This window comes from Nocardia sp. NPDC050799, from assembly GCF_040654015.1.
In the GTDB taxonomy this organism is placed as follows: Bacteria; Actinomycetota; Actinomycetes; order Mycobacteriales; family Mycobacteriaceae; genus Nocardia.
Map to the genome: position 1 here is coordinate 1 of NZ_JBFAHF010000004.1, position 26,264 is coordinate 26,264.

Genomic DNA, 26,264 nt, shown 5'->3' on the forward strand with positions numbered 1-26,264 from the left:
CCCGCAAGAAGCGGACCACGCGGCCTTACCGAAAGCGTCACCACGCCAATGAGGCCGGCAGCGTAACGCTGCCGGCCCTCTCGTTGCTCGATGCTCGGTGCGAGTCGCACCCGCGGGTGCGGTGCCGATGTCCTGCGCTCTCCGCTCCGGTCCGGGTGCGGCCGGTGCGGAGAGCGGGACGACCTCTAGCTCGTGCGGATGCGCAGGCCCGGGTTGTCGGAGAGCACGACGCTCACCGGCTGCGCGAACAGCTGCGGGGCGTTACCGGTGAGCACGCCGAGGATGTTGGGGATCTCGCAGATGGGGTAATCGGCGACCGAGGAGGCGCTCGAGATGCCCAGGGCCTGCCGTCCGGTCACGATGGGGCCGCCGCTGTCGCCGGGGAGGGCGCAGATATTGGCGGAGAAACTCTGGGTGAGTTGCCGGTCACCGACCTGGACGGTCTGGTCCACGGCGTTCACCACACCACAGCTGAAACCGGTTCGGGAACCGGATTTGCAGACCGGGGCGCCGACCACCGGGGTGGCCACACCGTCGACCGCGATCGGGGCCGCGCCGGGCACCTTGACCTGGTTGTTCTGGAAGCGGCCCGCGGCACCGTCGGCGATACTCATGATCGAGTAGTCCTGGGAGCCGAGTACCGACTTCTGGTAGGTGGCGATCTGCGGGCCCACCTTGTTGCCGCCGAGGGATTCGTGCACGGTGGCGGCACCGATGTCGTCCAGGTTCGGGTTGCAGTGGCCGGCGGTGATGTTGACGGTGTTACCGGCCGGGCCGATTCCGTTGAAACCGAAGGAGCAGCGCAGCGAGCTGTCACCGGCGATAGCGGCGAAGCCGTCGCCGCCGCCGACCGTGGCGGCGCCCGCCTCGGCGACCGCGGCCGCCTGGGGCAGCGTTTCGGCCGCGATCGGCGGGGCCATGACGATGACCCGGGCCGGATCGATGAAGTTCGGCATGGGCAGACCGACCTTGTCGACCCGCACCGCGATGCTGTTGTTCACGGTATCGATGACGACACCGCGAACCAGGGAGGACACCGCTTCGGGCTGGCCGTCGAGCCAGCGTTCGAAGGCGCTCTTCTCGCCACGCAGCGTCGTTTCGCTCTTGGCGACATTGCGGACCACGAATCCGCTCGATTCGGCCGCACCGCGGGCTTCGTCGCCGCCAGGGCCGTTGGACAGGGCCACGACTCCGCGGCCCTGCTCGTCGAGCCAGGCGCCGCCGAACACCTGGGGGAACTGACGCTGGGCGGTGGTGGCGAAGGCCGCCACCTGCTGCGCGGTATCGGCGCGCGCCAAGTACTCCTCGGGGGAGATGTGCAGATCTCGGTTCAGCGCCGCCACCAGGTCGGCCGGCAGGCCGATACCCGGGTCGGGGGCGGCCGAAGAGAGCGCCGCGGTCGGGCCGAACAACAGGACGGCCGCCGAGGCGGCGACCGCGGCACGTTGCATGCGTTTTCTGGCCGGCGCCGACCTTCGTTTACCTATGCGTGGCATGAGCATGCGAAGACTATATCGGGCTCACCCGGCATTCGGCCTGGTTCGTACCGTGATACCGCTGCCGAGGCCGCCACCGGCCGTCGCGTCGGCGTGCGAGAGGATGCTGCGGATGGGAATGCCCAGCGTAGCGGTACCGCCGTACTGAGCGAGGGCGATATTGGCTTTCTCGCAATCAGGCGCGTCGGCGGCATTGGAGCCGCTGGTGATACCCAGTGCGAGGGTGCCGGTGACGATGGCGCCGCCGCTGTCGCCGCCCAGCGTGCAGGCCGAGCTGGCGAAGCCGCGGATGATCTTCGAGTCGCCCTCGGTGGTGAACAGCTGGGTCTCCACCCGGTCGGCGACGACGAAACCGCAGGTGAAGGTGGAGGACTGTCCGGATTTGCACACCGGGGCGCCGACCACCGGATCGGCGGTGCCGGTGATGGTCAGGGTGGTGCCGTTGGCGCCGCGCACCGACGGCTGATCCATGCCCGCGCCCACCGCCCGCTCGTTCAACTGGATAACCGAGTAGTCCAGCGTGCTGGGGCCACCGAGTTCCGCCCGTACGAAGGTGCCCAGCTGCGGGCTCGCCGGAATATTACGGATATTCGGACTGTATACCGCGGCCTGTCCATCGCCTTTGTCGATATTCGGATTGCAATGTCCGGCACTGATATTCAGCGCATTACCGGCGGAATCGACGCTGTTGAAGCCGAACGAGCAGACATCGACGCTCTTCAGCTCCGCGTCGTCGAGCGGGCCGGGGGCGCTGATATAGGTGTCACCGCCCATCGGGTGGTGTTCCACCGGGCCGCCGCCGTCCGGGGAAAGGACCACCTTGATGTTGGCGATGAGGGTCGGCAGGTTGAGCATATGTGCCAGTGGCGTATTCGCGACATTGACGACCAGTTGACTGTTGAGGAAGTCGATGGCGATGGAATTGATCAGTTGCGAAATATCCCGGGGCTGCGCGGCGACCCATTGGTTCATCTGCGTGAGCGAGGTTTCCAGCGCGGCCGCCGAGACCGGGGCGAGGCGGGTGGAATATCCGTCGTCGCTGGCCACCTTGGCGGCGTCCGGCGAAGTCACGGCGACGGTGGGCTTGCCCTCCGGGGTTATCCACGCGCCGGCGAACACCTCCGGGCGCTCGGCGCGGAATTCGGCCGCGTAGGTCTGCAGCTGCTGGGCGCGCGCGGCACGGTCCAGATATTCGGTCGGGGTCATATTGAGATCGCGGGACAGCGCTTGGACCAGTTCGGCCGGCAGGTCCTCGGCTCTGAGTTGTTCCGGTTCGGGGGCGGCGATCGCCGCGGACGCGCCGAACAGGGGAGCCAGGAGAACGGTCGAGCCGATAACGGCAGCCTTGACCGCGGCGCGACGCGCCACCGACTTGCGCATGAAGTCCCTTCGTCGGCACTGTGTGCCAGATAATCCGTGGCCACGAGATCGAATCCGTTGGCGCACAGGTTTGCTCGAGCTACGACCGAGTTGCCGGGGTGGCCGGAATAACACCGGTCAGCGGATCACTCTAAGGCACAAATCGTTATCTGGCCTCTTCTTGACGACCTTCCTTGGATCCGGTGTCGGGAAGGTCCATTTCCGGATCCTCGGTGCGGAACGGAACGGGGAAGGGGAAGATCCTCGGCCGGGTCCGCGTGGTCGTGGTCTCGGTCTCGGTGGTCGGCTCGGTGAGGGTCGGGCCGCTGGGTTCCGGGGTGGTCGCCGAGGGGGCCGTGGTGGGCACCGGAGTCGTCTCGGTGACGGTGACCGGAGGCGGGGCGGGGAGCGGTTCCTCGGTGTAGGCCGGTTCCGGTTCGTAGGTCGGCTCGGGTGTGTAGGACGGGATCTCGGGAGCCGGGGCGACCGGCTGGGGCTGTATCGGTGGGGGAGGCGGAGGCGCCTCGATCACCGAGGTGGTGGGTTCACCCGGCTCCGCCGCGCCGGGCCGCAGAATCGCGGTGACGCCGAGGGCGCCGATCAACAGGCCGCCGAACGCCGCGGCCGCCACCAGTGCGGCGGTACGCCGAGGGCCGCGATTCCCGTCGGTGGCCGCCGCTTCGGCCGCGGGCTTCGCCGGGGCGGCGGTGGAAACCGCGGCCGCGGTACCGGTCGCGGGCCGGGGACCGGCCGCGGGCACCGATCCGGTGGCCGGGCGCGATCCGGTGGCGGGCGCCACTCCGGCGGCTATGGCCGCCAGACTCGGGCCGCCGTAGGTTGCTTCGGGATCCAGGGCGGGGACCAGCGCGGAGTACGCCTTGGCCGGGGTGTGGCCGTCGCCCAGTTTCGGCATGACGATGGTGTCCAGCGCGGAGTTCTGGGCGGTGGAGGGGTCGGGCGGAGTGGCGCCGGCCGGGGTCTCCAGGACGACCGCGAGCGCCGCTCGGCCCGCGCTCTCGGCGAAGTACCGGCCTGTATCCGCGGGGGTGAGATGGGCCGGCCCGGCCGGTAGTTCGTCCTCGCCGACCAGAGCCACCGATTTCAGGCCCAGATAGTCGAGTGCGCCGCGCAGGGCCATCACCTGTCCGGCGTCCCATCCGGCGGGATGGGCGGCATAGAACTCGGCGGGACCGTTGAGGTGTTCGGCAGTGAGGTTGATCAGGCAGAACAGGGCGGTGGCGAGCAGGTCTTCGCCGCGGTAGGCCTCGCCGTCGTCCACGACGACGCCCGCCGGATCGCCCACCGCCCCCACGAAACCGGTGATCATATGGCTGTGCCCGGGCGGGGCGACAACGCCGCCGAGGGCCGCGTCCCCGTCCTCGGACATGTACAGAACCGGATCACGGAGGATGAAGTGCGGATCTCCGTCGTCGTCGACGACCGCCGCGGTGCACGCGTACTCGGCGATGTGCAGGCCCACCCCAGTGGCCATTCTCGGATCCTCGCTTCGACTTCCTCATCCAAAAACCACGGTACGGGTTCACCCGCACGTCGCCGTACCACGACGCGGGACGCCGCGGTCACCATGGGCGGAGCTTCGACAATAGCGCCGACGAGCGGGTCGTGGGGACCGGGGCGCGGGCCGCGGTGGGGTGCCGGCGCGATACAGCTGGGTCACGATGTCGCGCCGCGCCGGGTCGGGGTGCCGGGGCGAGGGAGAATGGCGCCGGCGCCGGCGCGATGCGCGGGGGCGGGAATACATCGCCGGGGCGGGGGGTTGAGCTGATCGACAATGTTGAGTGATACCGGCTCAAGTTTGACTTGACGGCCTCTCGGAAGCGGGGCAGGATTGAGCCGACCACGCTCAGTATTGCTGGGACCGTGCTCTATGTTCTGCCTGGGGCTGGTCCACGCGGTGGGTCCCACGGACCCACGGCGCAATGGGCATAGTGCCCGGACAGACACCAGCAGTCGAAAATGAGGAGGAAACAAATGGCTCGTGCGGTCGGAATCGACCTCGGGACCACGAACTCGGTCGTCGCCGTTCTCGAAGGTGGTGAGCCGGTCGTCGTCGCCAACTCCGAGGGTTCGCGCACTACGCCCTCTGTCGTCGCGTTCGCGAAGAACGGTGAAGTACTGGTCGGTCAGCCGGCCAAGAACCAGGCCGTGACCAACGTCGACCGCACGATCCGCTCGGTGAAACGGCATATCGGCACCGACTGGACCGTGGAGATCGACGGCAAGAAGTACACCTCGCAGGAGATCAGCGCGCGCACGCTGATGAAGCTGAAGCGCGACGCCGAGTCCTACCTGGGTGAGGAGATCACCGACGCGGTGATCACCGTGCCCGCCTACTTCGAGGACGCCCAGCGCCAGGCCACCAAGGAAGCCGGCCAGATCGCCGGCCTGAATGTGCTGCGCATCGTCAACGAACCCACCGCCGCCGCCCTGGCCTACGGCCTGGACAAGGGCGACAAGGAACAGACCATCCTGGTCTTCGACCTCGGTGGCGGTACCTTCGACGTCTCGCTGCTGGAGATCGGTGAAGGTGTCGTCGAAGTCCGTGCCACCTCCGGTGACAACCACCTCGGTGGTGACGACTGGGACGAGCGGGTCGTGAAGTGGCTGGTCGACAAGTTCAAGTCCAGCTCGGGCATCGACCTGACCAAGGACAAGATGGCCATGCAGCGGCTGCGTGAGGCCGCCGAGAAGGCCAAGATCGAGCTGAGCTCCTCGCAGAGCACCTCGATCAACCTGCCCTACATCACCGTCGACGCGGACAAGAACCCGCTGTTCCTCGACGAGCAGCTGACCCGCGCCGAATTCCAGAAGATCACCTCGGACCTGCTCGACCGCACCCGCGCGCCGTTCCAGTCTGTGGTCAAGGACGCCGGGATCAAGGTCGCCGATATCGACCATGTCGTGCTCGTCGGTGGCTCCACCCGCATGCCCGCGGTATCCGAGCTGGTCAAGGAACTGACCGGTGGCAAGGAGCCCAACAAGGGCGTGAACCCGGACGAGGTCGTCGCCGTCGGCGCCGCCCTGCAGGCCGGTGTGCTCAAGGGTGAGGTCAAGGACGTCCTGCTGCTCGATGTGACCCCGCTGTCGCTGGGTATCGAGACCAAGGGCGGCGTGATGACCAACCTTATCGAGCGCAACACCACCATTCCGACCAAGCGTTCGGAAACCTTCACCACGGCCAACGACAACCAGCCGTCGGTGCAGATCCAGGTGTTCCAGGGTGAGCGCGAGATCGCCGCGCACAACAAGCTGCTCGGCTCCTTCGAGCTGACCGGTATCCCGCCGGCCCCGCGCGGGGTGCCGCAGATCGAGGTCACCTTCGATATCGATGCCAACGGCATCGTGCACGTGACCGCGAAGGACAAGGGCACCGGTAAAGAGAACACGATCAAGATCCAGGACGGCTCCGGTCTGTCCAAGGAAGAGATCGACCGGATGGTCAAGGACGCCGAGGCGCACGCTGCCGAGGACAAGGCGCGCCGGGAGGAAGCGGAGACCCGCAACCAGGCCGAATCGCTGGTACACCAGACCGAGAAGTTCATCAAGGACAACGAGGACAAGGTTCCGGCGGAGGTGAAGTCCAAGGTCGAGGCGGCGATCGCCGAGGCGAAGACTGCGCTCGAGGGCACCGACACCGCCGCGGTGAAAGCCGCGGTGGAGAAGCTGGCCACCGAATCGCAGGCACTCGGTCAGGCGATCTACGAGGCCCAGGCCTCCGAGAGCGCGGCCTCCGGTAACGGCGCCGCGGGCGCGGACGCCGGCGACGACCAGGTGGTCGATGCCGAGGTCGTGGACGAACCGGTCGACACGGAGAAGAAGTGACGAATTCGGGAAACACAGGGAAATCCGAGGAGCCGGTCAGCTTCGTCGACAAGCGCAAGATCGACCCGGAGACCGGTGAGGTCCGCGAACAGGCCGGGGCGGCCAACGGCGCCGCCCCGGCCGGGGCCGAGGAGGGCGTAGCCCCCCAGGCGCCCCAGGCCGGCCTCGAAGGTGACGGTGTCGACGCCGCGCCCGCCGGGGCACCGGCATCGGACGAACTCGCCGAGCGCACCGCCGATCTGCAGCGGCTGACGGCCGAGTACACCAACTACCGGCGCCGGGTCGAACGCGATCGCAAGACCGCGATCGATTCCGCCAAGGCCGCCGTGGTCACCGAACTGCTCGGTGTCCTCGACGACCTGGACCGTGCCAAGGCGCACGGTGACCTGGAATCCGGGCCGCTGCGCTCGGTGGCCGACAAGTTGATCGAGGCCCTCCGCAAACAGGGGCTCGAGGAGTTCGGGTCCGAGGGCGAGTCTTTCGACCCGAACCTGCACGAGGCGGTCCAGCACGAGGGCTCCGGACACGATCCGGTGATCGGCGTGGTGATGCGCAAGGGGTATCGCTTCGGTGAGCGGGTGCTGCGGCACGCGTTGGTCGGCGTCACCGATGGTGTCGGCGATCTCGGGGCGGACCAGGGCGCCGCGGACACCGCGGAACCCGCTCGGGCGGAGGCATCGGATGCTGATGCCGGCTCGGATAAGTAACGACTCCGCGGCGAAAGCCACGGATCGGGCGGCGCGGCATGCGCACGGAGCGATCCGCGCGCGCCGCGCCCCCATCACGCCGCGCGCGACGGGCCCGGAGGCGGTAGGAAAGTACGACCACGCAGGGCCCCGCGCGGGCCGCGGAACAGTATCGAGAGGAGGAGATGCCCGGTGAGCCAGCGGGAGTGGATCGAGAAGGACTTCTACAAGGAGCTGGGTGTCTCCACCGGCGCCACCACCGAAGAGATCAAGAAGGCCTACCGCAAACTGGCCCGTGATCTGCATCCGGACGCCAACCCCGGCGATGCCAAGGCCGAGGAACGGTTCAAGGCGGTCAGCGAGGCGCACACGGTCCTGTCGGATTCCGCCAAACGCGCGGAATACGACGAGACCCGCCGGCTGTTCTCCGGCGGTGGGTACCCTCGGGGCGGCGGTTTCACCCCGGGTGCCGGTGGCGGGTTCTCCCAGAGCTTCGATCTGGGCGATATCTTCGGCCAGGCCGGCGGTGGCGCCGACGGCGGGCTCGGTGATCTGTTCGGTGGCCTGTTCAACCGGGGCGGCGGTGCGACGCGCACCGGCGGCCGGCCCCGCCGGGGCGCCGATGTGGAGGCCGAGACGACCCTCGGGTTCCGCGAGGCGGCCAAGGGCGTCACGGTGCCGTTGCATCTGACCAGTCCGTCGCCCTGCACCACCTGTCACGGCAGCGGGGCCAAGCCGGGCACCAGCCCGCGGGTGTGCCCGATCTGCAACGGCAGCGGTGTGGTGAGCCGAAATCAGGGCGCGTTCGGATTCAGCGAACCGTGTGACGAGTGCCGCGGCACCGGGTCGATCATCGACGATCCGTGCGTGGACTGCCACGGCAGCGGTATCCAGAACCGCACCCGCACCATCAATGTCCGCATCCCCCCGGGGATCGCGGACGGGCAACGGATCCGGCTCGCCGGACAGGGCGAGGCGGGCCTGCGGGGCGCGCCTTCGGGCGACCTGTTCGTCACGGTGCATGTCGGCCAGGACAAGGTTTTCGGCCGGGCCGGCGACGACCTGACCCTGGCACTGCCGGTCAGCTACAGTGAATTGGTGCTCGGTACGACCGTATCGGTGCCCACTCTGGAGGGCCGGGTCGGCGTGAAAGTGCCGCCGGGTACCGCGGACGGCCGCATCCTGCGGGTGCGCGGCCGCGGAGTACCCAAACGTGGTGGCGGAGCCGGTGATCTGCTGGTCACCGTGAAGGTCGCCGTGCCGCCGAAGCTGGACGACGATGCCGTTGCGGCGCTGCGCGCGCTGCAGGAGGCGGAGAAGGCCAGCGGCTTCGATCCGAGAGCGGGATGGGCAGGTGCGTGATGGAGCCGAAACGAGGACCCGAGGCAAAATCGGCCCGCCCGGCGGCCCGAGCGATGGGCCCGGAGGCGGCAGCGCAGCGTAACCACGTAGGGCCCCGGGAGGGGCGCCAATCGAGCACTGAATATTTTGTGATCTCGGTGGCCGCCCAACTGGCCGGTATGCATGCGCAGACCCTGCGCACCTACGACCGGCTGGGTCTGGTGACACCGCAGCGCACGTCGGGTGGCGGTCGGCGCTATTCGGAACGGGATGTGGAGCTGCTGCGCGAGGTGCAGCGGCTTTCCCAGGACGAGGGCGTCAATCTCGCCGGTATCAAACGGATCATCGAACTCACCAATCAGGTGACCGAACTCCAGCAGCGGGTGGTCGAGCTGACCGCGGCACTGGAACGGGAGCGGGCGCGGCCGGATTATCGGCCGGAACTGATTCCGCCGCAGCGCAATACCGCCCTGGTGGTGTGGCAGCCGCGGAACCGGCGGCACTAGCCTGGGGTGCGGACTCGTTGAGCAGCGGCTGCAGCGGCACCGAGTTGGGGAAGTTGGAGACGTATACATTCCACCGCAGCCGGTGCCCTGGCAGCGCCAACCGGGATATCGCCGCCCAATTGTTCCTCAGTCCACGCACTGTGGGCTACCACCTCTACAAGGCGTTCCCCAAATTGGGCATCACCGCACGCACGGAACTCGCCGCGCTCCAACTCACCGGCACCTCGGCAGTGGTGACCCGATCCCGATCCTGCTGATCCCACCTCACCAGGCGTCACCGTTGGTAGAAGACATTGCTCAGCGCGCACTCCAATTTCACGCGCAGTCACTCGGTCGACGCTTCCTCCGTGACTTCTTCTTCGACTGGGAAGCGGTGCCACGAGATGGCTCAGTGGTCTCGGATTTCGCAACCCGGTACCACCGAACGAGTACTGCCGGGCCACCCGGGAGACCAGTCGCTGTCCTCGGAGAACCCGGTGTCGTCGACAAGCCACACGTCCACATCGATCGCCTCGGACGCCCTGCGCGACCGACCTGACAAAGTACTACTGGTTCGGTGCGCCCTGGGCGGTCGCGACGGTGGCCGCGGCGGCCCGCTCGGCCTCCTCGACGGTGCACCGGCCGAGGCCGCATGCCGTCGCCACACCGTATGCGGCCCGGCCCGAGGCTGCTTCGAACAAGGCCAGGCTCCGGATACTGTCATGCGCTCCCGCCGAGGACACGACCCCGGCGATGACGCGCCAGTCCGGGTCCAGCCGGCGCAGCGGCCGGTAGAACGCCGGGTCCACCGGAGCAGGATGAGCACCGTAAGCGCAGGGGATGTGCGCGGGTGGCAACGGCACCGCGCGAGCGCGCAGATTTCGTGCGACGGCGTTCAACAGGTTTACCGCCGGTGCGAGACTACGGGGGGCGAGAAGCTCTTTGTGCTGGTAATCGCCGTAGCAAAGATGCAGGAGGGTCTGTGCGCCGATGTGGTGCGCCCGCGCGAGGAAACCGGCCAACTGTCGCGCGACCAGGCGACCGGCCGGAGCCTGCGCACCGAATCGCGCCGCCTTCACCAGTGCGAGCTGAGCGATCGGCGACTCCACCTGCCAGGTGATCAGATCGCCGTGATCGGCCTGTACCTGGGCCATTTCGGCCAGCGCGGCCTCGACGAAAACCGGCAGGTTTCGCAGCGCCGGTGTCACCGTCCGAAGGTGGCGTAGCGCATGCCCGAGCGGAAGTCCGTCGGCAACCGCCGCGCCGCCGAACACGAATAACGCCAGGTCCAGCGGATTCGGTTGACTTACCTGCAATCTCGTGTCGGCGAGTTCGGGGTGTCGATCCCGCAGGACCCGAAAAGCAGCGACGGCCGCGCCGATGCGGTCGACGCGGTCCATCGCCACGTGCCGTGGTTCGAGCGTGGCGCCCCGGCGAATGCCGTAGACGCGCATGTCGGCGTAGTCGGCGAAGTCACCGCTGCGCATCAATTCGAAGACGTCGCCGTGTTTCTCCCGACCGCGCAGATACTCCACGACCCAGTGGGGATCCAGATCCCGCGGCACACCGGTGAGCCGGTGGCCTCGGCTGCGCTGGACGAACCATTCCAGCACGGCACTGTCCTCGGTTGTCAATGGTGCGGGCAAGCTGCCCACGAAGTGCACGAATCGCGTCATCGCCTGTCCTACATGCAGTCCTCGAAACGGATCAGGTGCTCGCCTGCGGCTCGGGACCGTGACCCGACGACCGCCCAACAGAATAGGCCGATCAATAGCCGAAAGTTCGCCACTGCTGGGAATGCTGTGACAGCGAACGCGTCTGCTGCCTTCAGACCGAGATCAAGTGCGGCAGCGGTGCGAAAGCCACTGGCCCAGGCGACCGCTCCATCACCTCTAGGCGGGGACCGCCGCCGGCTCAGGCTCCTTCGAACTGGATGCGTTCGGCCGGGGTACCCGCGTCGAGTAGCCGTTCCACGGTGGACCTGGTCATCGCGGGCGACCCACAGACCAGCACCTGGTGCCGGTCGAACGAACCGTAGGAGCCGACCACGTCGGCGAGGGTGCCCTGCAGTAGGTCGTCCTCGTCGAAACCTATGTCCACCCGGTGACTTTCGTGCCACCTGTCGGGCCAGGATGGATCCTCTAGCCGTTCCACCACCGGCACCACGGTGAGCCAGGGCAGATCGGCGGCGAGCAGGACGAGCATATCGGCGGCGTACAGGTCGCGCGGGGCGGAGCCGCCGAAGAACAGATAGGTGGTGGGCGGGTCCTGGTGCCGGGCCAGTTCCAGGATCTGGGCGCGCAGCGGGGCGAGGCCGGTGCCGCCGGCGATCATCACCACCTCGTCGCCGTCGGGGTCGACGGTGAAGAGTCCCTCGGGGGCGGACAGTTTCCACCGGTCCCCGACTGCGGTGTCGGCGACGATGCCGCCGCTGCACCAGCCGCCCGCCACGGTTTTCACATGGAATTCGAGCTTGCCGTCCAGCGACGGCGGCAGCGCGGGGGAGAACCGGCGGCGCATGCCCGGGAACTGCGGGACCTCGACCTGCACCGACTGGCCCGCATGGAACGGTACGTACTCGCCGATCAAGCGGACAACTGCCAGATCGTGGCGCAGCCGGTGATGTTCGACGACGTCGGCCAGCCAGTACGACCGCTGGGACGAATGGGCGGGGGACGCGCTCGGGTCGTTCGTCATACCTCACTCCGCTGACAGGCCGGGCCGGGCGGAATAACGCCCGGTGCTCGATGTGCCGATACCGATCAGACCGGATCGGTACTGATGATCTCCTCCGGGGTGCCGACCGCGAGCAGCGCGCGCCGGGTGTCGGCGATCATCTTCGCCGAACCGGCGATCTGGATCTGCCGATCCTCCCATGCGCCGAAACTGGCCACCACGGCGCCGAGGTTGCCGACCAGGCGCCGGTGCATTCCGTAGGGCGCGTCCTCGGTGGGATGCGGGTACCACCACGGGTTCGTCTTGTGCTCGCAGACCGGGACGATGGTGAGCCACGGGTTGCTCTGCGAGAGCTGCCACATGTTCTCCACGTCGTACAGGTCGCAGGGGTAGACCCCGCCGATGAAGAAGTGCACGCGAGGGTTGATACCGCGCCGGCCCATCTCGATCAGCTGGGCGCGCAGCGGCGCGACACCGGTGCCCGATCCGATCATCAGGACATCGCGACCGCTCTCCTGGTCGACCTGCAGGCCGCCGAGCGGTCCGCCGATGAGCCAGCGGTCGCCGACCTTGGTCTCGTTGACGATGGAGGGGCTCACCCAGCCGCCGCGGACCTTACGGACGTGGAATTCGATCTCGCCGTAGGGGTTCGACGGGATGGCGGGTGAGAGGTAGCGCCACATCCGTGGCCGCTGCGGGACGGAGACGGGAACGTACTGCCCGGCCAGGTAGGGGATCGGGTCGTCGGACTGCAACCGGACGATGGCGAGATCGTCGAGGACGTGCCGGTGCCCGACGACGGTGGCCTCCCAGTAGGGCGGCGAATCGTCGGAGTTGGCCCCGATGGCCATGGCGGCGGAGATGAGCAGGCAGACATCGCGCCAGCCCTCGGCGAGCTCTCTGGTCCAGTACGGGCCGTTATAGGTCTGGAAAGCGGCGTACAGAGCGGGGCCGGCCAGATCGTAGTGCTCGGCTTCGACCCCGTATTTGCGGTGATCGCGTGCCAGTTGCTCGAGGAACTTCTGGGCGCGATCCCAGTCCTCGAGATGGTCGAGCATGTACTGGACCGCGGTGACGACCCGCTTCGCCTGCATATCCATGGCGGGCGGGAACAACTCCCGCAGTCGCGGATTCGCCGCGAACAGGTGACCGTAAAACGCGCTGACCAACCGCTCGGAACCACTCGGCGCATCGATCACCGACTGGAAATTGGCGCGGACCAGCGCTGCCGAACGCGCATCCACGGCGTGGAGCTTCCTTTCCCTGAATTCCGACCCGGAGAGACCTAGCCGTTACCGGCGGTCCTTCACCCGACCAGTATCCCCGAAAAAAGAGATGATGGTGGGTGTGAAATACGGTTACCGGGTTTGGCTGATCTTGTTCGCGGGTAACGACGCGTCGTTATGAGCCGTGACCCAGCACTTTTCTGGCAACCCGGTGGCCGTCAGCAGTCGCAGAAAAAATCAAAGTTGAGCGGAACAGACTCAACCTTTCGAACGTTGAATCGGGCAGGACGGCACGAGACACCGGGATCGGTGCGGATGCCGGATGAGATATCGACTAGCAGGAAGGTGCTTCGTGGACTCGTTCAATCCCACCACCAAGACCCAGGCCGCGTTGACCGCCGCCTTGCAGGCGGCCTCGTCCGCCGGTAACCCGGAGATCCGGCCGGCTCATCTGCTGGTGGCGCTGCTGGACCAGACCGACGGTATCGCCGCGCCCCTGCTGAAAGCGGTGGGCACCGACCCGGCGACAGTGCGGCGTGAGGCCCAGGACATCGTCGACCGGCTCCCGCGCGCCACCGGCGCCACCACGGCCCCGCAGCTGGGCCGCGAAGCGCTGGCCGCGATCACCGCGGCCCAGCATCTGGCCACCGAACTCGGCGACGAGTACGTCTCCACCGAACACGTGATGGTCGGTCTGGCCTCCGGCGACTCCGATGTCACCATGCTGCTGGACAAGTACGGCGCCGGCGCCGCCGCACTGCGCGAGGCATTCACCACCGTGCGCGGTAACACCCGCGTGAGCAGCCCGGATCCGGAAGGCAGCTACCAGGCGCTGGAGAAGTACTCCACCGACCTCACCGACGCCGCGCGCGCCGGAAAACTCGATCCGGTGATCGGTCGCGATACCGAGATCCGCCGGGTGGTGCAGGTGCTGTCCCGGCGCACCAAGAACAATCCGGTGCTCATCGGCGAGCCGGGCGTCGGCAAAACCGCGATCGTGGAGGGCCTGGCCCAGCGCATCATCGCCGGCGACGTCCCGGAATCGCTCCGCGGTAAGACCGTCGTCTCCCTCGACCTGGCCGCGATGGTCGCGGGCGCGAAGTATCGCGGCGAATTCGAGGAACGGCTCAAGGCCGTCCTCGAGGAGATCAAATCCAGTGCCGGGCAGATCATCACCTTCATCGACGAACTGCACACCATCGTCGGTGCCGGCGCGACCGGCGAATCGGCGATGGACGCCGGAAACATGATCAAGCCGATGCTGGCCCGCGGCGAACTGCGGCTCGTCGGCGCGACCACACTCGACGAGTATCGGCAACACATCGAGAAGGACGCCGCGCTCGAACGCCGCTTCCAGCAGGTGATCGTCGGCGAACCCTCGGTGGAGGACACCGTCGGCATCCTGCGCGGCATCAAGGAACGCTACGAGGTGCACCACGGTGTGCGGATCACCGACTCCGCCCTGGTGTCGGCGGCCGCGCTGTCGGACCGCTACATCACCTCCCGCTTCCTGCCCGACAAGGCGATCGACCTGGTGGACGAGGCGGCGTCGCGGCTGCGGATGGAGATCGATTCCCGGCCGGTGGAGATCGACGAGGTCGAACGCGCGGTCCGGCGGCTCGAGATCGAAGAGGTGGCGCTGACGAAGGAGACCGACGAGGCGTCCAAGCAGCGGCTGGAACGGTTGCGCGCCGAACTCGCCGACGATCGCGAGAAGCTCAACCAGCTCACCACTCGCTGGCAGAACGAGAAAACCGCGATCGACCAGGTACGGGTGCTCAAAGAGCAGCTGGAGACCCTGCGCGGCGAATCCGAGCGTGCCGAACGCGACGGTGACCTGGGCAAGGCCGCAGAGCTGCGGTACGGCCGGATCCCGACGCTGGAGAAGGAACTCGCCGAGGCCGAGAAGACCTCCGGTGCGGCGGCCGATGGCGAGGTCATGCTCAAAGAAGAGGTCGGGCCGGACGATATCGCCGAGGTGATCTCGGCGTGGACCGGTATTCCGGTGGGCCGGCTGCTCGAGGGGGAGACCGAGAAGCTGCTGCGGATGGAATCCGAACTCGGTCGTCGTGTGGTCGGGCAGCACGACGCCGTGCGCGCGGTCTCCGACGCGGTGCGACGGGCGCGGGCCGGCGTCGCCGACCCCAACCGGCCGACCGGCTCGTTCCTGTTCGTCGGCCCCACCGGTGTCGGTAAAACCGAGCTGGCCAAGGCGCTCGCGGACTTCCTGTTCGACGACGAACGCGCGATGGTCCGCATCGATATGAGCGAGTACAGCGAGAAGCACGCGGTCGCCCGCCTGGTCGGCGCCCCGCCCGGATACGTCGGCTACGACCAGGGCGGTCAGCTCACCGAGGCGGTACGGCGGCGGCCGTACACGGTGGTGCTGTTCGACGAGATCGAGAAGGCGCATCCGGATGTCTTCGATATCCTGCTCGCCGTACTCGACGAGGGCCGGCTCACCGACGGACAGGGCCGGACGGTGGACTTCCGCAACACCATCCTCATCCTGACCTCCAACCTCGGCGCCGGAGCCGACGCCGAATTCGTGATGAACGCGGTGCGGGCCGCCTTCAAACCGGAATTCCTGAACCGGCTCGACGATGTGGTCATGTTCCAGGCCCTCGACGAGGACCAGCTCGCCCATGTAGTGGATATCCAGCTCGATCAGTTGCAGCGGCGGCTCGCGCAGCGGCGGCTGACCCTGGAGGTGAGCGATTCGGCCCGGTTCTGGCTGGCGGTACGCGGATACGACCCGGTCTACGGCGCCCGCCCGCTGCGACGCCTCATCCAGCAGTCCATCGGCGACACATTGGCCAAAGAACTGCTGGCCGGGAAGGTCACCGACGGCGATACGGTCGATGTGGGCGTCACCCCGGACGGCGACGGGCTCGTCGTCGGACGGCGCGATCGCGACCCCGCCGCGGTCACCGCGAGCCCGTAACCCCACACCGCGTATGCGGCGCCGGCCCCGCCGTCGGCGCCGCAAACCACCAACGGTCCCGGACGACCGCGCTCGTCCGGGACCGGTTCGGTCGGCGTCGTGGCGTGGAACCGCCGTATCGACGCACATGGCCGGAGCGAATGCGGGGGTACGCCGAGGTCGGCTCCGGTGGGTGTTCGGGGGTGGATTGTGCGCCTGTTGACGCGCATGGCCGGAGCGAATGCGGAGGTACGCCGAGGTCGGCTCCGGTGGGTGTTCGGGGGTGGATTGTGCGCCTGTTGACGCGCATGGCCGGAGCGAATGCGGAGGTACGCCTAGTCTGGTTGCCATGACCAACCCGAACGATCCCTGGGCGAGGCGGCCGGACGACGATCCGACCCAGCACCTGGGTCAGCCGGGGGAATCGGCCACCGAGAAGCTGTCCGCGGGTTACGGCCCGGCGGGTTACGGGGAGTCGACCACGGCCTATCCGGGCAACGATCCTTATGGCGGCTGGGGGGCGGGTCCGAACCCGACCCGGGAGATGCCGCTCTATCCGGGCGAGCCCTACCAGAACCAGTGGGGTGGGTACGGTCCGCCGGGCCAGGTACCGCCGGGTCGGATGCCGTCCGAACCGCCGCGGCCGCCGAGGAAGACCGGGATGTGGGTCGGTATCGCGCTGGCGGTCATCGTGCTGATCGGGCTCGCCGGTATCGCCGCCGGGATGCTTTTCGGCGGTGACTCCGGCACGACGGCGAGCGACACCACGACCAGCAGTCGTCCGACGAGTCGTGGACTACCGGCCGATCCGGGCGATTCGGGTCCCGCGCTGCCCAGTCTGCCCGGCTTGCCGGATATGCCGGATATGCCGGATATGCCGGATACCGGCGATCCCGAAGCCGGTGGCACCACCATGGGCACCATCAGCGCCAATTCCGGCGGTACGCTCACGATCAGTACACTCACCGGAGCCGAGGTCACGGTGCACACCAGCCCGTCCACTCAGGTGATCTCGCTGGCCGGGGCCACCGTGGACGCGCTGCCGACCGGCGACCTGGTTATCGTGCAGGGTCAGAAGAGTCCGGACGGATCCATTCAGGCCGATGTCATCATCAGCACCGCCCTCGAAGGGGGCGCGCGATGAGAAAACCGCGGCGCGCAGTGTGGGTGCCCGGCATTACGCCGGGCGGGTCGATAGGCTAGGCGACGATGACGGCAATGTGGTTCGGGCTGGCGGCAATCACCCTCGCGGGTGCGATAGTGCTGCTCTACTTCGACCGGCGCCAGCGACAGCGGACCGGTCACGCGCGCCAGGTGTGGGCGAAAGCCCAGGGATACACCTATGTGTCGGTGGAACCGGCGCTCGCTTCGACGTGGCGGCGCGGTGCGCTGGCCAAGCTCGGGTACCTGACCGCGGTGGACGTGGTGACCGGTATCCGCAAGGGCGAGAAATTCGTGCTGCTGGATCTGGAGGATTCCGCGACCCTGGTCGCGGTCCGCCGGCAGATCGGTTCGGATATCGATGTCGATATGCGGCTGAAGACGATGAATCCGCCCAAGGACGCCGATCTCGAACTGCTCGGCGCCATCGGCGACCGCGTCGTGTTCGCGACCAATCCCGAGATCGCGCGACATGCGGTCGATCAGCGGATGGTCGCGTTCATCGAATCGCTGGCCGATACCGTGCAGATGCTGTGGAGCGAGGGCAACTGGACCCTCGGCATGCTTCCGGTGGGCACCGCGGCCAAGGACTGGGAGACCGGCATCGACGCCGTCCTGCGGCTGTCGGGCCTGCTGCATGTGCTGCCGCCGGTCACCGAACCCCGCTCCGACGATCCCGAACCCGGGGCGTCGCGACCGCGCGCCCGGATCCGCTCGGCGGAATACGACGACCGGGACGAAGACTACGACGATTTCGCCGACGACCGCGAAGACGGTCGCTACGGGCGGCCGGCCCCCAATGTCCGGTACCGCCAGGACGATCCGGAGGATCTCGACGAACCGGGCCGGCGCGACTCCGATTCCGGTGACGCGCCGCGGCGGCCGAGCCTGGCGGTGGTGCCCGACGCCCGCCCGGCGAACCGGCCCGCCCGTGCGGAGGCGGACCGTGACTCCGGACCGGGGGAGCGCCGGGAACCGGCTCCCGGCGACGATCAGGAGCCGCCTCGGCCCGGGGGACCGTTCCACCCGGGATTCCGCCCCTACCAGGGTCCGGTCCCGCAGTAGATTTCCCCGATACGCACTCCGCGCGACCTGCGACAACTCCGCGCGGAGCGTCCCCGTATCCTGCTTCGCAGGGCGCCGCAGCGGGCGCCGGGACATTACTGCCGTGACTCGCCTACGTGGGCGGAAGGACACCGATGATCGACCAGACAACGACCGACCGGGACGTTTTGGCCGGACTGGTGCGCGATTTAGCCGTCGTGCACGGCAAGGTGACGCTGTCCTCGGGTAAGGAGGCCGACTACTACGTCGACCTGCGCCGGGCGACCCTGCACCACCGGGCCGGTCCGCTGATCGGCAAACTGCTGCGCGACCTCGTCGCCGACTGGGACTTCCACGCCGTCGGCGGCCTCACCATGGGCGCCGATCCGGTCGCGCTCGCGGTGATGCACGCCCCTGGCCGGCCGATCGATGCGTTCGTGGTGCGCAAGGCGGCGAAAACCCACGGGATGCAGCGGCAGATCGAGGGCCCCGATGTGGTGGGCAGGCGCGTCCTGGTGGTCGAGGACACGACAACCACCGGTAATTCTCCGCTGACCGCGGTACGCGCGTTGCGCGACGCGGGCGCGACAGTGGTCGGGGTGGCCACCGTGGTGGACCGGGAGACCGGCGCCGACCGGGTCATCGCCGACGAGGGCCTCGAGTACCGCTCCATCCTGAGTCTCGGGGACCTCGAGCTCAACTGAACACCGCTGCCGAATCACGGCGGCTGTGCACCGGTCCGTCCCGCTCGGTTAGCCTGAAATCCGACAGTACTGCAAGTGAAGGGTCGTGGAGTCGTGGTGAGCATTGCCGGCAAGAAGGGGCACGACAACGTAGCAATGCTCGGCATCGGTGCCTACCGGCCGACGCGCGTGGTCAGCAATGACGAGGTGTGCGAGGTCCTGGATTCCACGGATGAATGGATCTTCGAACGCAGCGGTATCCGTAACCGCCGCTGGATCAGCGGCGACGAATCGCTGCGGTCCATCTCGGTGGCCGCGGGCCGCCGGGCGCTGCGCAACAGCGGTGTGGACCCTTCGCGGATCGGCGCCCTCATCCTGGCCACCTCCAGCTGGCCGATGCTCACTCCGCACGGTGCCCCGATCGTCGCCAGTGACCTGGGCATGAACGGTATCGCCGCCTTCGACCTGACTTCCGGGTGCGGCGGCTTCGGCTACGGGCTCGGGGTCGCCGGCGATATGATCCGCGCCGGTTCGGCCGAATACGTGCTGCTCATCGGGGCCGAAACCATGACCATCGGCATCGACCCGACCGACCGCGGTACGGCATTCATCTTCGGTGACGGCGCCGGCGCGGTGGTGATCGGCCCGAGCGAGGAGAACGGGATCTCTCCGACGGTCTGGGGCAGCGACGGCGAGAACGCCGAAGCGATCAGACAGGACATCAATTTCGTCGACTACATGCAGCGAGCCCAGGACCTGCAGGGCACCGATCCCAAGGTGGAGCCGGTGGGCCGGATGGCGCTGCGGATGGAGGGGCCGCGGGTGTTCCGCTGGGCTGCCGTCACATTGCCGCGGGCACTGTCCACCGCGCTGGATGTGGCCGGGGTGTCCAAGGACGATATCGAGGTCTTCATCCCGCATCAGGCCAACGCCCGGATCAACGAGTTGATGAAGAAGAATCTCGGCCTGGCCGACGATATCCCCATGGCGGGCGATATCGAGAACACCGGCAATACGTCCGCGGCCTCCATCCCACTGGCCATGGAGGAGATGCTGGCCACCGGTAAGGCCAAGGGCGGTCAGCTGGCCCTGCTGCTCGGTTTCGGGGCGGGGCTCAGCTACGCGGGTCAGGTCGTCATCCTGCCGCCGGCGCCCGCCGAGTCGAGTCTCTGATATGCGCCCGCTACGGGCCGGGTTCCTCGCCGCCACCGCGGTGACCGTGGCGGGTGCGCTCACCGGTCGACACCGCTGGCAGTGGGCGGCCAAACCGCTGATGATGCCGCTGCTCGCGGCCGATATCGCCACCAGCCGCGCCGATATCGCCCCGGCCGACCGGACCCTGCTGCTGAGTTCGCTGGGCGCCGCGACCGTCGGGGACGTATTGCTCATCGACCCCGACGACGATCGCCGGCTCATTGCCGGGGCGTCCTCCTTCGCCGTGATGCAGACCGGATATGCCGCACTGTGGTGGCGCTACGGTGCCCGGCCGTCCCCCGCTGTCGTGGTACCCAGGGTGCTGGCCTGGGCCGGTGCCGCCGCATTGCTGCGCGCGAAGGCGCCGGCACTCGCCGCGCCGCTGAGCGCGTACGGTGCGACGTTGGGCACCGCGGCCGTACTCGCCTCCGACCCGGCCCTGGCCGCGGCCGCGGACAGCATTGCGGGGCTGAACATTCCGAACGCCGACCCACGCAGTCGGCTCGGGGTGGGGGCGCTGCTGTTCACGGTCTCGGACGGCCTCATCGTGCTGCGGCGGCTGTTCGCGCGCGGCGAACGGTCGCGGCGGGTGATCGAAGCGGTCATCCTGGCGACCTACGGCGCCGCACAGTTCCTGCTCGCCGACCCGGCCGCACACGAGCGCACACCGCTCGGCGCCGCTGAGCCCGAACGGATTTCCGCTGGTAGTGCCTAGGTGCTGCCCGATACCATCCACGCATGAGCTACCCGCCGCCCGCGTACGGCTACCCGGCGTACGGCTACCCGCCGCCCGACCACCCGCAAGCGACCACCGTACTGATCCTCGGCATCGTCGGAATGATGTTCTGCCAGGTCTGCGCCCCGTTCGCGTGGGTGATGGGACGCCGGACGCTCAATGAGATCGACGCCTCCGGCGGCACCGTCGGCGGCCGCAGCAATGTGATGGTGGGTTACATCCTGGGCATCATCGGCTCGGTGCTGCTGATCCTGGGAGTGCTCGCGGCCATCGCCTACATCGTCTTCATGGTCGTGCTGATCAACTCTGCCTGATCGCGTCGCCTTCGGCGCCCACGGCCGGGGCCTTCGTGACCAGTGCTCGATGGTTGCCGCTCTATGTACGGCCCACTCACCAGGCGGCGGTGAGGTCCGCGTGCTGGCGGATCCAGGTGTGCATGGCGATCCCCGCCGCGACTCCCGCGTTGATACTGCGGGTGGAACCGAACTGGGCGATGGACACCGTGAGTACCGCTGCGTCCCGGGCGCTTTGGGTGACCCCTGGACCCTCCTGCCCGAAGAGCAGCAGGCAGCGCCGCGGCAGCCGGACGGTTTCCAGCGGTACCGAACCCGGGACATTGTCCACCGCGACCACGCTCAGGTCCTCGGACCGGGCGAATTCGAGCAGAGCCTCGATATCCGGATGGTGGGTGATGTGCTGGTAGCGGTCGGTGACCATGGCGCCACGCCGGTTCCAGCGGCGGCGGCCGACTATGTGCACCGCGCCGGCGGCGAAGGCGTTGGCGGTACGTACGACCGTGCCGATATTTGCGTCGTGCCCGAAGTTCTCGATGGCGATATGGAACGGGTGGCGGCGGCGGTCGATATCGGCCACGATCGCTTCCCGGGTCCAGTAGCGGTACGCGTCGACGACATTGCGGCGGTCGCCTTCGGTGAGCAGGACCGGGTCGAGCCGGTCGTCCTCCGGCGGTGGCCCGTCGTGCTCGGCCGTCCACGGCCCGACCCCGTTCGGGTTCTCTCCCCATTCGGTCGGACCGAGCCCGGGTTCGGGGTCCGGGTCGGGATCGTCGGATTCCTGTCGCGCTGCCGGTTCCAGGTCCGGTGTACGCGCTGTCGCGACCCCGGATGTCCGGAGCCGGGCGGGGCCCGGATCGGCCCCTAGCGCTGGGTTGGTCACGGCATGATCGTAGTGCGGGCGGGGCAGGGTCCTCCGGCTCGGTCCGGACCGAGCGAAACGCGTTGTGCGCCGGTGGGTTCTGCGGGCGGCCCGTCCGCCCGCCGCTTCGGAGCACGCGGCAGCCGGCGCGACACGCCCGGCCGTAAACCCCGGTTTACGACATCCGGCCGCCCGTTCCGTCTCTTGTCCGGCAGTAATTCCACGAGGTCCGGACCGAATCCGGGCGGAGTCGAACGGTTGCGCGTCGAGTCGGTAACAATTGAGCGGCGGAAAAGCCGATTCGCCTGGCAATATGGGTTTCATGACCCCGCCCAGCGACGATCTCGACGTTCCCCGGCGCTCGGCCGGGCAACAGCGCAGGCCGCTGGGCGACCCCGCGACACGCTGGTCCGAGCGGGCCGACCGGGCCGAGGCCGCGATTCTGTCCCGTCATCTGCGGCCGGTGTGGCTGCTGCCGGGCACCGCGCTCGGCGTGGTGGGCTGGCCGTCGATCCGGCGCGAGCGATTCTTCTTCACCTGGCACTACTGGTGGCAGGCCCATCTCATCGATTGCGCCGTCGACGCCGCCAACCGGGCGCCGACCATCGAACGCCGCAAACGGGTGGCCACCCTGGTCCGGTCGCACCGGCTCCGCAATATCTCCGGATGGACCAACCGCTACTACGACGATATGGCCTGGCTGGCCATCGCCCTGGAACGCGCCGCCCGGATCCACGACAACCAGGAGGCCGTCGGCGCGCTCGGCCCGCTGGAACAGAAGCTGTACACGGCGTGGAACCCCGCGGTGGGCGGCGGCATCCCCTGGCGGGTGGGGGCGGATTTCTACAACGCCCCGGCCAACGGTCCCGCCGGTATCGCGCTGGCCCGGCTCGGCCGCTATGAACGGGCAGCGGAAATAGCGGACTGGATCGACGAGACGCTGCGCGATCCGGAGTCCGGTCTGATCTTCGACGGTATCCACCTCCCCGCCCGCGAGCTGGAACGCCCGGTCTACACCTACTGCCAGGGTGTCGTGCTCGGCCTGGAAACCGAGCTCGCGGTACACACCGGCGATCATGCGCATCTCCACCGGGTGCACCGCCTCTTGGACGCCGTGGAGGACCATCTCACCGTCGACTGCGTGGTGCGCGGCGGTACCGGTGGCGACGGCGGGCTGTTCAACGGCATTCTCGTGCGCTATCTCGCCCAGGTCGCGCTGATGCTGCCCGGCAACGAACACGAACAACTCGCCGACCGGCGCGTGGCCGCGCGCATCGTGAAGGAATCGGCGGCCGCGGCCTGGGAGAACCGGCTCGATGTGGAGGGCGAGCCACTCTTCGGCCACGACTGGACGGTATCCGCTCAGCTGCCCAGCGGTAGCCGCGGCGCCGGCGGGCTCACTTCCAACGGGGCGGTCAGCTCCTCCCGGGTTCCCGAACGGGACCTATCGGTACAGCTGGCGGGATGGATGCTCATGGAAGCCGCCCATATGGTCACCGCGGCCGGTCTGTAGTTCACGTGGGTCGTCACCGTGGCCGGGGTGGTGGCCCGCCCGTCCGAGGCCGGGCAGCGGCATGGTGTCGGCCTCGGCGGATGCGGAATCGAGGTCGAAGTCCTCGATCGGCTGGGACATCTCCTGCCGGTACTGCCTGATGCCGATGACGGTGCCCACGATCAGGCACACCACCAGCGAGCCGATCACGATGGGCATGAGCCAGGAGATCCGCTGGATGAAACCGCCGGCGTAGTACCCCATGAGCAGTAGGACCGGGGCCCAGATGATGGCGCCGATGGTGCTGGCCACGGTGTAGCGGCGATGGTCCATTCCGGCCGCGCCGGCCACCATCGGGCACAGGGTGCGCACCCAGGGGATCCAGCGGGCGATCAGGACCGCCACGAAACCGTGCCGCTGCAGCAGCTCGGCGACCCGGGACAGGTTGCGCGTGTTGATATAGCGCCCGTTCTTGCGGGCGACGAGCCGGTGACCGGTTCTTCGCCCGACCATGTAACCCACCTGGTTGCCGGCGATGGCGGCGACCATCGCGCCGATCGCGAGCAGCCAGACCTGGGTTTCGCCGGTGGCGTGCGAGGCCATCACGATGCCCGCGGTCAGCAGCATCGAATCGCCGGGCAGGAACAGCCCGAGAATGAACGCGCATTCCAGGAAGACGAAGGTCAGGACCACGGTCCAGACGAGTGCCGGTCCCGCGGAGATCAGGGGTTCGAAGCTGCCCATCGCATGGGGCACGGCCTGGACGCTCACCACTTACCGAACGGGAGAATCGTTTGCGCCGACCGGTCCGGCGTGATGCACCACCGGCAGGGGCATGGTGTTGTCGAATTGGCCGGGCAGTTCCATGGCCGGAAGCTCCGCGGTCGAGGTCAGGGTGCCGTTGGCGACGGCTTTGTCCGTTTTGCGGCCGAGCAGCTTCTTGGCGACCGCGCTGATGCCCGGCAGAATCGAGATGAACACGATGAGCAGGAAAATGGCCTCGACGTGGTCGCGGATGAAGGCGACATTGCCGAGGAAGTACCCGACCACGGTCACCCCGCCACCCCAGGCGACGGCGCCGACGATATCGAAGGCGACATAGCGCTGGTAGCTCATCTTGGAGACCCCGGCCAGCACCGGCATGAAAGTCCGGACGATCGGGACGAAACGGGCCAGGATGATCGTTTTGGGGCCGTGCTTCTCGAAGAATTCGTGCGTTTCGGTGACGTAGCTCTTCTTGAAGAAGCGCGTGTCCTCTTTGTTGAACAGCGCGGGACCGATGGCCCGGCCGATCCAATACCCGCATTGATCACCGGCGAAAGCGATGAAGACGACGGCAGGGACCAGCACCCAGATCGATACCGGAGGATTGGGTTGCGCGGCCAGCAGACCACCGGTAAACAGCAGCGAATCACCGGGGAGCAGTGGGAACAGCAGACCGGTCTCGATGAAGACGATCACCAGAATGGCCGGTAGCACCGCGTTCTTCAGCCAGGTCTCGGTCAACAGGTGCATCGGGTCGAGCAGTTCGGTCAGAGCCAGATTGCTCGTCACCGCGTCGGTAGCTGCCAGCGCAATCACCCGGCCCACAGTACCGGTTACCTCGACGGCCGTAGGGCGCGGCGGCGCAAACAATCCCCTTATACCGGATGAAACCTGCCTGCCTTAGGGTATGTGCAGAAACACAATCCCACGTCTGCCGCACAACACGGAGGTCTTCACAGTGCCGATCGCGACTCCGGAGGTCTACGCCGAGATGCTCGGTCAGGCCAAGGCGAACTCTTTTGCCTTCCCGGCCATCAACTGCACATCGTCGGAGACGATCAACGCGGCGATCAAGGGTTTCGCCGAGGCGGGTAGTGACGGGATCATCCAGTTCTCCACCGGTGGCGCGGAATTCGGTTCCGGCCAAGGGGTGAAGGATATGGTCACCGGTGCGGTCGCGCTGGCCGAATTCGCCCATGTGGTGGCCGCGAAGTACGACATCACCATCGCGCTGCACACCGACCACTGCCCCAAGGACAAGCTGGACGGGTTCGTCCGGCCGCTGCTGGCCATCTCGCAGGAGCGGGTGGACGCCGGGCAGAATCCGCTGTTCCAATCGCATATGTGGGACGGTTCGGCCGTGCCGATCGACGAGAACCTCTCCATCGCGCAGGAGCTGCTGTCCGCCGCTGCCGCCGCGAAGATCATCCTCGAGGTCGAGATCGGTGTCGTCGGCGGTGAAGAGGACGGTGTCGAGGCCGAGATCAACGAGAAGCTCTACACCTCGCCCGCCGACTTCGAGAAGACCATCGACGCGCTCGGCGCCGGCGAGAAGGGCAAATACCTGCTCGCCGCCACCTTCGGCAATGTGCACGGTGTGTACAAGCCGGGCAATGTGGTGCTCAAGCCCGAGGTGCTGGCCGAGGGCCAGCGGGTGGCCGCGGCCAAGCTGGGCCTGGCCAATGACGCCCAACCGTTCGATTTCGTGTTCCACGGCGGTTCCGGATCGCTGAAGTCCGAGATCGACGATTCGCTGCGCTACGGCGTGGTGAAGATGAACGTCGACACCGACACCCAGTACGCGTTCACCCGGCCGATCGCCGCCCATATGTTCGGCAACTACGACGGTGTGCTGAAGATCGACGGCGAGGTCGGCAACAAGAAGGCCTACGATCCGCGCAGCTACCTGAAGAAGGCCGAGCTGTCGATGGCCCAGCGGGTGGTGCGGGCGTGCAACGACCTGCAGTCCGCCGGGCGTTCCATCAGTGCCTGATCTCTG

21 protein-coding genes and 2 pseudogenes are annotated in these 26,264 nt (G+C 67.8%); 14 read left to right on the forward strand and 9 right to left on the reverse strand.

What is annotated here, in order from left to right; all coding sequences use genetic code 11:
- Positions 1 to 185: 185 nt before the first annotated feature.
- The 3 genes from AB0H42_RS05515 to AB0H42_RS05525 all read right to left on the reverse strand — a co-directional run bounded on the left by AB0H42_RS05515 (position 186) and on the right by AB0H42_RS05525 (position 4,347).
- A complete protein-coding gene (locus tag AB0H42_RS05515) occupies positions 186 to 1,451 on the reverse strand; it encodes a S1 family peptidase (RefSeq protein ID WP_357050236.1) in 1,266 nt (421 codons plus the stop codon).
- Between the two features lie 69 nt (positions 1,452 to 1,520).
- Positions 1,521 to 2,876: a S1 family peptidase gene (locus AB0H42_RS05520; RefSeq protein WP_357050239.1), complete on the reverse strand. Its 1,356-nt coding sequence runs from the start codon at positions 2,874 to 2,876 to the stop codon at positions 1,521 to 1,523.
- Between the two features lie 145 nt (positions 2,877 to 3,021).
- Entirely contained in the window at positions 3,022 to 4,347 is a 1,326-nt protein-coding gene (locus tag AB0H42_RS05525; RefSeq protein WP_357050242.1) for a hypothetical protein, read from the reverse strand.
- Positions 4,348 to 4,847: 500 nt separating this feature from the next.
- Between AB0H42_RS05525 and dnaK the strand changes: the two genes are divergently transcribed.
- From dnaK to AB0H42_RS05550, 5 genes are all read left to right on the forward strand, one after another.
- Positions 4,848 to 6,698: a molecular chaperone DnaK gene (dnaK, locus tag AB0H42_RS05530; RefSeq protein WP_357050245.1), complete on the forward strand. Its 1,851-nt coding sequence runs from the start codon at positions 4,848 to 4,850 to the stop codon at positions 6,696 to 6,698.
- Positions 6,695 to 7,405, forward strand: a complete 711-nt coding sequence (gene grpE, locus AB0H42_RS05535) for a nucleotide exchange factor GrpE (RefSeq protein ID WP_357050248.1) — start codon at positions 6,695 to 6,697, stop codon at positions 7,403 to 7,405. Before dnaK ends, grpE begins: the two co-directional genes overlap by 4 nt.
- Positions 7,406 to 7,576: 171 nt before the next feature.
- Positions 7,577 to 8,746, forward strand: coding sequence for a molecular chaperone DnaJ (gene dnaJ / locus AB0H42_RS05540; protein WP_357050251.1), 1,170 nt, complete (start codon positions 7,577 to 7,579; stop codon positions 8,744 to 8,746).
- A gap of 53 nt (positions 8,747 to 8,799) precedes the next feature.
- Positions 8,800 to 9,231 carry a helix-turn-helix transcriptional regulator gene (locus tag AB0H42_RS05545; RefSeq protein WP_357050964.1) on the forward strand — a complete coding sequence of 144 codons (432 nt, stop codon included), beginning with the start codon at positions 8,800 to 8,802 and terminating at the stop codon, positions 9,229 to 9,231.
- Positions 9,232 to 9,284: 53 nt separating this feature from the next.
- Positions 9,285 to 9,488 (forward strand): helix-turn-helix transcriptional regulator, encoded by a 204-nt coding sequence (locus AB0H42_RS05550; protein WP_357050254.1) that lies wholly within the window; start codon positions 9,285 to 9,287, stop codon positions 9,486 to 9,488.
- A gap of 288 nt (positions 9,489 to 9,776) precedes the next feature.
- Here AB0H42_RS05550 and AB0H42_RS05555 read toward each other — a convergent pair whose 3' ends face one another.
- The 3 genes from AB0H42_RS05555 to AB0H42_RS05565 form a co-directional block, all read right to left on the reverse strand.
- Positions 9,777 to 10,886: a hypothetical protein gene (locus tag AB0H42_RS05555; RefSeq protein WP_357050257.1), complete on the reverse strand. Its 1,110-nt coding sequence runs from the start codon at positions 10,884 to 10,886 to the stop codon at positions 9,777 to 9,779.
- 238 nt (positions 10,887 to 11,124) lie between these two features.
- A complete protein-coding gene (locus AB0H42_RS05560; protein WP_357050260.1) occupies positions 11,125 to 11,907 on the reverse strand; it encodes an FAD-binding oxidoreductase in 783 nt (260 codons plus the stop codon).
- A gap of 65 nt (positions 11,908 to 11,972) precedes the next feature.
- Positions 11,973 to 13,130 carry a globin domain-containing protein gene (locus AB0H42_RS05565; protein WP_357050261.1) on the reverse strand — a complete coding sequence of 386 codons (1,158 nt, stop codon included), beginning with the start codon at positions 13,128 to 13,130 and terminating at the stop codon, positions 11,973 to 11,975.
- A 334-nt stretch (positions 13,131 to 13,464) separates the two neighbouring features.
- Between AB0H42_RS05565 and clpB the strand changes: the two genes are divergently transcribed.
- From clpB to AB0H42_RS05600, 7 genes are all read left to right on the forward strand, one after another.
- Positions 13,465 to 16,056, forward strand: a complete 2,592-nt coding sequence (gene clpB / locus AB0H42_RS05570) for an ATP-dependent chaperone ClpB (RefSeq protein ID WP_357050264.1) — start codon at positions 13,465 to 13,467, stop codon at positions 16,054 to 16,056.
- A gap of 328 nt (positions 16,057 to 16,384) precedes the next feature.
- Entirely contained in the window at positions 16,385 to 17,179 is a 795-nt protein-coding gene (locus AB0H42_RS05575) for a DUF5666 domain-containing protein (RefSeq protein ID WP_357050267.1), read from the forward strand.
- Positions 17,180 to 17,244: 65 nt separating this feature from the next.
- The gene (locus AB0H42_RS05580) at positions 17,245 to 18,261 is read left to right on the forward strand and encodes a hypothetical protein (protein ID WP_357050271.1); all 1,017 of its coding nucleotides are present in this window, start codon (positions 17,245 to 17,247) and stop codon (positions 18,259 to 18,261) included.
- Between the two features lie 134 nt (positions 18,262 to 18,395).
- Positions 18,396 to 18,944: an orotate phosphoribosyltransferase gene (pyrE, locus tag AB0H42_RS05585; protein ID WP_357050274.1), complete on the forward strand. Its 549-nt coding sequence runs from the start codon at positions 18,396 to 18,398 to the stop codon at positions 18,942 to 18,944.
- Positions 18,945 to 19,037: 93 nt separating this feature from the next.
- Complete coding sequence (locus AB0H42_RS05590) at positions 19,038 to 20,096, forward strand: beta-ketoacyl-ACP synthase 3 (RefSeq protein WP_357050967.1); 1,059 nt, start codon at positions 19,038 to 19,040, stop codon at positions 20,094 to 20,096.
- 1 nt (position 20,097) lies between these two features.
- Positions 20,098 to 20,832, forward strand: coding sequence for a lysoplasmalogenase (locus tag AB0H42_RS05595; protein WP_357050277.1), 735 nt, complete (start codon positions 20,098 to 20,100; stop codon positions 20,830 to 20,832).
- Positions 20,833 to 20,855: 23 nt separating this feature from the next.
- Positions 20,856 to 21,167, forward strand: a complete 312-nt coding sequence (locus AB0H42_RS05600; protein ID WP_357050280.1) for a DUF4190 domain-containing protein — start codon at positions 20,856 to 20,858, stop codon at positions 21,165 to 21,167.
- Between the two features lie 76 nt (positions 21,168 to 21,243).
- On the opposite strand, the gene AB0H42_RS05605 is transcribed toward AB0H42_RS05600, so the two are convergent.
- Positions 21,244 to 21,948 (reverse strand): RNA methyltransferase, encoded by a 705-nt coding sequence (locus AB0H42_RS05605; RefSeq protein ID WP_357050970.1) that lies wholly within the window; start codon positions 21,946 to 21,948, stop codon positions 21,244 to 21,246.
- Between the two features lie 382 nt (positions 21,949 to 22,330).
- Here AB0H42_RS05605 and AB0H42_RS05610 point away from each other — a divergent pair, with 382 nt between their 5' ends.
- The gene (locus AB0H42_RS05610) at positions 22,331 to 23,521 is read left to right on the forward strand and encodes a glycoside hydrolase family 76 protein (RefSeq protein ID WP_357050283.1); all 1,191 of its coding nucleotides are present in this window, start codon (positions 22,331 to 22,333) and stop codon (positions 23,519 to 23,521) included.
- 87 nt (positions 23,522 to 23,608) lie between these two features.
- Here the strand turns inward: AB0H42_RS05610 and AB0H42_RS05615 are convergent.
- Both AB0H42_RS05615 and AB0H42_RS05620 read right to left on the reverse strand, forming a co-directional pair.
- Positions 23,609 to 24,244 (reverse strand): annotated as a pseudogene (locus AB0H42_RS05615) (DedA family protein); the annotation flags it as partial.
- A 216-nt stretch (positions 24,245 to 24,460) separates the two neighbouring features.
- Positions 24,461 to 25,015, reverse strand: a pseudogene (locus AB0H42_RS05620) (VTT domain-containing protein); the annotation flags it as partial.
- 208 nt (positions 25,016 to 25,223) lie between these two features.
- On the opposite strand from AB0H42_RS05620, the gene fbaA reads away from it, so the two are divergent.
- Positions 25,224 to 26,258: a class II fructose-bisphosphate aldolase gene (fbaA, locus tag AB0H42_RS05625; protein ID WP_357050285.1), complete on the forward strand. Its 1,035-nt coding sequence runs from the start codon at positions 25,224 to 25,226 to the stop codon at positions 26,256 to 26,258.
- The last annotated feature ends 6 nt before the right edge of the window (positions 26,259 to 26,264 follow it).

What these genes read in the sequence shown, in the direction of transcription:
- AB0H42_RS05515 (WP_357050236.1), bottom strand. Translation starts at nt 1,451, where the DNA reads ATGCAACGTGCCGCGGTCGCCGCCTCGGCGGCCGTCCTGTTGTTCGGC.
- AB0H42_RS05520 (WP_357050239.1), bottom strand. Translation starts at nt 2,876, where the DNA reads ATGCGCAAGTCGGTGGCGCGTCGCGCCGCGGTCAAGGCTGCCGTTATC.
- AB0H42_RS05525 (WP_357050242.1), bottom strand. Translation starts at nt 4,347, where the DNA reads ATGGCCACTGGGGTGGGCCTGCACATCGCCGAGTACGCGTGCACCGCG.
- dnaK (WP_357050245.1), top strand. Translation starts at nt 4,848, where the DNA reads ATGGCTCGTGCGGTCGGAATCGACCTCGGGACCACGAACTCGGTCGTC.
- AB0H42_RS05545 (WP_357050964.1), top strand. Translation starts at nt 8,800, where the DNA reads ATGGGCCCGGAGGCGGCAGCGCAGCGTAACCACGTAGGGCCCCGGGAG.
- AB0H42_RS05555 (WP_357050257.1), bottom strand. Translation starts at nt 10,886, where the DNA reads ATGACGCGATTCGTGCACTTCGTGGGCAGCTTGCCCGCACCATTGACA.
- AB0H42_RS05560 (WP_357050260.1), bottom strand. Translation starts at nt 11,907, where the DNA reads ATGACGAACGACCCGAGCGCGTCCCCCGCCCATTCGTCCCAGCGGTCG.
- AB0H42_RS05575 (WP_357050267.1), top strand. Translation starts at nt 16,385, where the DNA reads ATGACCAACCCGAACGATCCCTGGGCGAGGCGGCCGGACGACGATCCG.
- AB0H42_RS05580 (WP_357050271.1), top strand. Translation starts at nt 17,245, where the DNA reads ATGACGGCAATGTGGTTCGGGCTGGCGGCAATCACCCTCGCGGGTGCG.
- pyrE (WP_357050274.1), top strand. Translation starts at nt 18,396, where the DNA reads ATGATCGACCAGACAACGACCGACCGGGACGTTTTGGCCGGACTGGTG.
- AB0H42_RS05595 (WP_357050277.1), top strand. Translation starts at nt 20,098, where the DNA reads ATGCGCCCGCTACGGGCCGGGTTCCTCGCCGCCACCGCGGTGACCGTG.
- AB0H42_RS05600 (WP_357050280.1), top strand. Translation starts at nt 20,856, where the DNA reads ATGAGCTACCCGCCGCCCGCGTACGGCTACCCGGCGTACGGCTACCCG.
- AB0H42_RS05610 (WP_357050283.1), top strand. Translation starts at nt 22,331, where the DNA reads ATGACCCCGCCCAGCGACGATCTCGACGTTCCCCGGCGCTCGGCCGGG.